Source organism: Brasilonema octagenarum UFV-OR1 (genome assembly GCF_963888615.1).
Classification (GTDB): Bacteria; Cyanobacteriota; Cyanobacteriia; order Cyanobacteriales; family Nostocaceae; genus Brasilonema; species Brasilonema sennae.
Genome location: NZ_CAWPKW010000172.1, coordinates 1 through 6,808, shown reverse-complemented (window position 1 = coordinate 6,808; position 6,808 = coordinate 1). Strand labels below are relative to the sequence as shown.

Annotated in this window: 5 protein-coding genes; 3 read left to right on the top strand and 2 right to left on the bottom strand. The window is 43.7% G+C overall.

Features of this window, described 5'->3' with window-relative positions:
* Positions 1-309: 309 nt before the first annotated feature.
* The gene (locus AC5590_RS12200; protein ID WP_169268715.1) at positions 310-1,176 is read right to left on the bottom strand and encodes a branched-chain amino acid ABC transporter permease; all 867 of its coding nucleotides are present in this window, start codon (positions 1,174-1,176) and stop codon (positions 310-312) included.
* 238 nt (positions 1,177-1,414) lie between these two features.
* On the opposite strand from AC5590_RS12200, the gene larE reads away from it, so the two are divergent.
* The 3 genes from larE to AC5590_RS12185 all read left to right on the top strand — a co-directional run bounded on the left by larE (position 1,415) and on the right by AC5590_RS12185 (position 6,499).
* Positions 1,415-2,242 (top strand): ATP-dependent sacrificial sulfur transferase LarE, encoded by an 828-nt coding sequence (gene larE / locus AC5590_RS12195; RefSeq protein ID WP_169268716.1) that lies wholly within the window; start codon positions 1,415-1,417, stop codon positions 2,240-2,242.
* Between the two features lie 231 nt (positions 2,243-2,473).
* A complete protein-coding gene (locus AC5590_RS12190) occupies positions 2,474-3,124 on the top strand; it encodes a Uma2 family endonuclease (protein WP_169268714.1) in 651 nt (216 codons plus the stop codon).
* A gap of 138 nt (positions 3,125-3,262) precedes the next feature.
* On the top strand, positions 3,263-6,499 hold the full coding sequence (locus AC5590_RS12185; RefSeq protein ID WP_169268713.1) for a two-partner secretion domain-containing protein: 3,237 nt from the start codon (positions 3,263-3,265) through the stop codon (positions 6,497-6,499).
* 73 nt (positions 6,500-6,572) lie between these two features.
* On the opposite strand, the gene AC5590_RS12180 is transcribed toward AC5590_RS12185, so the two are convergent.
* Positions 6,573-6,808 (bottom strand): hypothetical protein (locus tag AC5590_RS12180; protein WP_211178768.1); only part of this gene is annotated, 236 nt, incomplete at its 5' end.

The following is a 6,808-nucleotide window of genomic DNA, read 5'->3' as shown; positions in this document are numbered from 1 at the left end:
TGCCTAACGGCACGCTACGCTATCGGGCACCCCTCTCCTTATAAAGGAGAGGGGAGGTTTTGGCGTAAGCCAAAGCCGGGGTGAGGTAACACGCGGGTTGGATTGATGGGTATTAAGTAGTCGTCAGAAATTCCGTACACCAATTAAGATATGTAGAATGTTTAAGTGCTTTGATTCGGTCTTGATTTAACCTCACCCCGCCCTATGACGGGCACCCCTCTCCTTATAAAGGAGAGGGGAGGTTTTGGCGTAAGCCAAAGCCAGGGTGAGGTAACACGCGGGTTGCGTTCATGATCGCTACTTAATTTCTCAAATCGTACCTTTGAACAAACCTTTGGGACGAACAAGCAACACTAAAATCATGAGCAACAGTGCTACGCCTTGTTTATACTGAGCACCCAGCAATACAGTACTCGTTTCTTGGGCAATACCAATGATAAAAGCTCCTGCGATCGCACCGTAAGGGTTGCCAATTCCTCCTAAAATAACTGAGGCAAATAAAGGTAAAATCAAGTACCATCCCATATTTGGTCGCACGGCTCCAATCAAGCCGTACATACTTCCACCCAAGGATGTCAGAGTACCAGCAATTACCCAAGTCCATAAAATAATTTTGTCTACATTAATACCAGAAACCCGAGCTAAATCTAAATCGTCGGCAACTGCTCGCATTCCCTTGCCAATTTTGGTGTTTTGTAAAATGTAATGTAATGCAACAATTGCTGCAACAGCTAGGAACAAAACCAACAATTGATTTTGGGGTACTCTTACACCCAGAATATCCATAGCCGGAACCACGGGCAAATCGTAAGTTTTGTTACTACCGCCCCAGATAAGGATTATGCCATTACGAAGAAATAAGGCAAGCCCGATAGAGATAATAATAAGAGTGGTGGAACTGGCACGGATAGAGCGCATATGAGACCATAGCAACTTTTCCGACAACAGCATTGCTGCTACTGTGCCAATTGCAGCTATTACCATAGACAGCCAAATATTAACACCAAAGCTATTAACAAGCAGCGTCAAATAAGCTCCCAACGTTAAAAAGTCACCGTGAGCAAAGTTAGATAACCGTAAAATCCCGTAAGTGAGAGTAAGTCCAACAGATGCTAAAGCAATAATGCTACCCAAAGCAATACCGTTAACAATTAATTGAGCGAATTGTGCATTCATAGTTTTGACATCTAAAATTCATAACTTGTATAGCAGGAAATAGGGAACGCTTAACAGGGAACGCTTAACAGGGAATACGGAACGCTTAACAGTGAACAGTGACAACTGATAACTGATCGCTGGTAACTGGTAACTGGTAACTGGTAACTGGTAACTGCTGTATCTTTTTCCCTTATTCCTTTATCGCCCACCTAAAATGGAATTGATGGAGGGCGATATCATTTGGACAAGATTGGAGATGATGCTAACAGAAAAACTTGAAAAATTAAAAGCATTGTTTGTAGAAATGGAGCAGGCTTTGATAGCTTACTCTGGCGGAGTGGATAGCACTTTGGTTGCCAAGGTGGCTTATGATGTTTTAGGCGATCGCGCTTTGGCTGTCACAGCTATGTCTCCCTCACTGTTAAGCGAAGAGTTGGAAGACGCCTCCTTGCAAGCAGCGACGATTGGGATTCGTCATCAAATTATTCAAACACATGAGATGGAAAATCCCAATTACACTTCCAACCCTGTGAACCGCTGTTACTTTTGCAAAAGTGAACTGCACGACACCCTCAAACCCTTAGCGATTGAGTTGGGTTATCCGTATGTGGTGGATGGAGTCAACGCCGATGACTTACATGATTATCGCCCAGGAATTCAGGCAGCAAAAGAAAGAGGTGCGCGATCGCCCTTAGCAGAAATCGGTATCACCAAAGCGCAAGTCCGCCAAATTTCCCAAGAACTCGGTTTACCTTGGTGGGAGAAACCTGCGCAACCATGTCTGAGTTCACGCTTTCCCTACGGCGAAGAGATTACCGTCGCTAAATTACAACGAGTCGGTAGGGCAGAAATTTATTTACGCAAGTTGGGTTATCAGAATTTGCGAGTCCGTTCTGAGGGAGAGACAGCACGAATTGAATTACCGCCACAACAAATCAAAGAGTTTGTTTTAAAAACTGATTTGCAATCAATTGTTTCTGCATTTCAAGAGTTTGGTTTTCTTTACGTGACATTAGATTTGGAAGGTTATCGTAGCGGGAAGTTAAATCAAGTTTTGAATCGAGAAGTTGCGAGTGTGAAATGATATTTTTTTGACATCTTCGAGCAATCTCGTCCGTCCAGTAATTTCTGTAGGGTGGGCACTGCTTACCGTTTGCACCAAACTCCTATTCTTACGTTTTCGGCAGTGCCCACCTTGAGGTTATCGAGAATGGTGCAAGATATAATCTAGGCGATCGCACAAAGCTTGCTAATCGAGATTGGCAACAAAATCCTCTAATGAGTATCCTGACAAGAGAACGAACGGGAGAGAAAAATGACTCAACCCTTACGCAAACTAGTAACATTTGAAGAATTTGCAAAGTGGAAACCAGAGGATGGGCGTTATGAACTGCATGATGGAGTTATTGTTAAAATGCCGCAACCACTAGGAGAACATGAGGAAATTATCCTATTCTTAGTTGAGAAACTCACTTTGGAATATAGTCGCCTCAATCTAGCCTATGGCATCCCCAAAACCGTGCTAGTCAAACCACCTGAAAATGAATCAGCTTATTCACCAGATGTGCTGATACTAAACCGTTCTAATTTGGTAAATGAACCTCTGTGGAAAAAGGAATCAACCGTTATTCAAGCCGCATCAATTCCTTTAGTTGTCGAAGTTGTTAGTACAAACTGGCGTGTAGACGCGAATGCGGCTTCTCGAAGAGATGATTACTATAAAAAATTGGCTGATTATGAACAAATTGGCATTCCTGAATACTGGATTATAGACTATCTTGCTCTCGGCGCGAGGAAGTTTATCGGTAATCCCAAACAACCAACCATCTCTATTTACAACCTAGTTGAAGGTGAGTACCAGGTTAATCAGTTTCGGGGTGATGAGCGCATTCAGTCTCTAACATTTTCAGAGTTAAACTTAACTGCACAACAAATTTTTGAAGCTACCACCAGTCCTTATGCTTGACATTTTCACCCTTATCCTCTCCTCCCCTTGTTGTCCTCCTCAAGCCTGCTAATTGTGTTAAATAGTTAACTTTGATTTCTTAAGAAACACCTTCTCCATTAGAATCCTTTTGAGAAGAGAAACAACTATTTAAAATTTATGAAACATAATTGGCGTTCGCCCTCTTGGGTTGACTCCTTTGGAGCATTGCGTAGCATCCTTAAAGCGTATTGGCTCTTTTTTATCACTTCACCCCTATGCGCCATTGGGGGTTTGACTTCTATAAACACCGTCACAGCCCAACAAGTGACTTCTGATGGAACTGCATCCACCACAGTTATCGTCACTCCTGATGGCAAAAATTTCAACATCAATGACGGAACAACAAGAGGAACAAACCTTTTTCACAGCTTCAAAGAATTTTCTGTTCCTAATGGTGGTTCGGCAACCTTCAACAATGCAGCAAATATACAAAACATTATCAGTCGGGTGACAGGTGGTTCTGTTTCTAATATTGACGGTTTGATAAGGACACTTAACCCAGCTAACTTATTTTTACTCAATCCAGCAGGGATTATTTTTGGACCAAATGCCAGTTTGAATATTGGTGGTTCATTTTTGGGGACTACGGCGAATAGTTTCCTATTCGACAATGGGCTTGAGTTTAGTGCAACCAATCCGCAAGCACCGCCACTGTTAACTATAAATGTTCCGATTGGCTTGGGATTTCGGGATAATCCCCAAAATATCACCACAAAATCCACGACAACTGAATATCCTATTCTTCAGGTAAACCCTGGAAATTCTTTAGCATTGGTAGGTGGTAATGTCAACTTAGATGGTTCTTTTCTGCGTGCACTCGGAGGACGAGTTGAGTTAGGAGGCTTATCTGCAGCCGGGACGGTGGGACTCAATGGTGATGGAAGCTTGAGTTTTCCTGTGGGAGTGCAAAGAGCGGATGTATCGCTTACTAATGAAGCTTTTCTGGATGTACGTGCTGGTGGAGGGGGTAGTATAGCAGTCAACGCCCGAAATTTAGATATTTCCGGAGGAAGTGGCTTGTATGCGGGAATAAGACAAGGCTTCGGGTTAGTTGGTAGTCAGGCGGGAAATGTTGACATCGATGCTACAGGGTCAGTGAAACTCTCTGGAAGTAGCATTTACAACTTTGTGCCATTTGGAGGAACGGGCAATAGCGGCAACATCAATATTAAAGCAGAGTCGGTTTCTTTAAGTGATGGCTTTGTGCAAGCTAGCAATGCTGGGCAGGGTAATGCTGGCAATATCAGGGTAGAAGCAAAAGATACTGTCTCCCTTGCGAACAGAAGCTTGATCTTAAGCAATATCGGAAATAGTCAGAGACAACCAGCCAAAGGCAAAGTTGGCAATATTCAAATCGAAGGCAGGACAGTTTCCTTAACCGAGAGATCTCAACTGCAAGCTGGCTTATATTCCAATGCTGAGGGAGATCCTGGTATTGTATCTATAAAAGCTACGGACTCTGTTTCTTTTAGAGGTACAAATACTGGCATCACTGGTATTTTTACGGATGTAGAGCCTGGGTCAATAGGCGATGGCAGCAAGATTCAAATTTCAACGGGATCCACGGGGTCAGTTTCTTTAACTGATGGCGCTCTACTGACTGCCAGCAATGGCGGACGAGGAAACGGTGGAGACATAACTATCGATACAGGAAGCTTTAGCAACAAAAATGGATCTGTAGTGTCAACGAGTACGTATGGTCAAGACAATGGAAAAGCTGGCAACTTATTCATTAAAGCCAATGATTTAGTAGAAGTTTTAGGCACAGGACAACCTGGAGAAACCAGTTTTCTGGATGCTAGTGTACAAACAGGAGGCATAGGAAAGGGTGGAGACTTAACCATCGAGACGAAAAAGTTGGTTGTTAGAAACGCCCAAGTAGGTGCTGTGAATTCTGGCAAAGGAGAAGGTGGCAATCTTACTGTTCGTGCTTCCGACTCAGTAGAACTGAGCGGAAAAGTCTTTTCAATCAACTCAAATAATCCTAATGAGCCAATTAGGAATCCTGCTGGCTTGTTTTCTCAGATCAACTTACAAGGTGAGGGTAAAGGCGGTAATCTGACTATTGAAACCAACCGTTTAAGTGTCAGTGATGGCGCTAAAGTGCAAGTTGCTACCTTTGGTAAAGGTGATGCTGGCAATTTATTGATTCGCGCCTCAGATATCGATGTCTATGAAACAGCTAATGCGAACTTCTTCCCCGGAGGTATATTTGCAGGTGTTCAAGTAGACGAAGATCAAACGAGAACTCCACCCAAAGGCTTTGGAGGAAGTGTGACGATTGAAACTGACCGCTTGCGAGTCAGAGATGGAGCGAGAGTATCAACAAGTACTGAAGGTGACGGCAATGCAGGTACATTGGTAATTCGTGCCAAGGAATCTGTAGAAGTCTCTGGTAAATTACTTAATCCAAACGGTAGGTTTTATAACGACACATCCGAGAGTCAAATTAGTGCCGCAGCGACCTCAACAAGCACAGGTAGTGGCGGAAGCGTGAGCATTGAAACTCCAAAGTTGATTGTCAGGGATGGTGGTACGGTAACCGTGAGGAGTGACAACACAAAGCCCGCAGGTAACTTAGAAATCAACGCAAACTCTATCAACTTAGACAATCAAGGAAGTATCACAGCTACCACTCAATCAGGTAACGGTGGAAACATCATTCTAGGAGTCCGAGACTTGTTACTCTTACGTCGCAACAGTAATATCTCCACCAGTGCAGGTACTATTGGTGCTGGTGGAAATGGCGGCAACATCACAATTAACTCTCCATTAATCGTCGCCTTCCCTAGTGAAAATAGTGATATCACTGCCAATGCTTTCAGCGGTAGCGGTGGAAACATCACAATCATAACTCAAGGTGTGTTTGGAATCCAGCCTCGCTCCCAATCAACGCCTGAAAGTGACATAACCGCATTTTCGCAACAAAACCCATCCTTAAATGGAACTATCAACATTATCACCCCAGATATTGACCCCACTCGTGGGTTGTTTGAATTATCAGAAACTGTCATCGACCCCGCACAGCGGGTTGCTCAAAATCCCTGTGTAAAAGGTTTTGGTAGCAGTTTCACTATCACCGGACGTGGCGGACTTCCAACTGATCCAAATAAAATCCTCAGTAGTAATAATGTGCGGGTTGATTTAATTAAGCCTGTGACAAGTACCGTGAGTTCAACAACTGCAACACAAAAGCGGCCATCTCAAAAACCACCTGTCAAACAGATAATACCAGCCCGAGGTTGGATATATAACGAAAAAGGTCAGGTAGTGCTGGTGGGTTATGATCCCACCAAAACTGGTCCACAACGTGAGCAGCCAGCACCTACTAGTAACTGTGCAGCAACCAGATAAAATTCTTTACAACTAGAACAACCAAATTCAACTAAAATACTTAAAATTAATACAATCTTTTGCCACTTGCTCTCTATGTGATGAGCGCAATTGGCAAATCTAATTTCGGGTAGACACTGCTTACCTGAAATTTGCCATTGTCATCGATAAGACAGTGCCCACCCAACAAATTAACTGCTGTAAATGCGTCAACAAGAAGGGGTGCAAGGGTGTTGGGGCAACGCCAAGATGAGCGCTCAGCGGCTCGACTGAGGGGAAGCTGAGCGGCGTCGTTCGCGTAGCGTCTCCGTTCGGCCTCAAGCCGTGCCC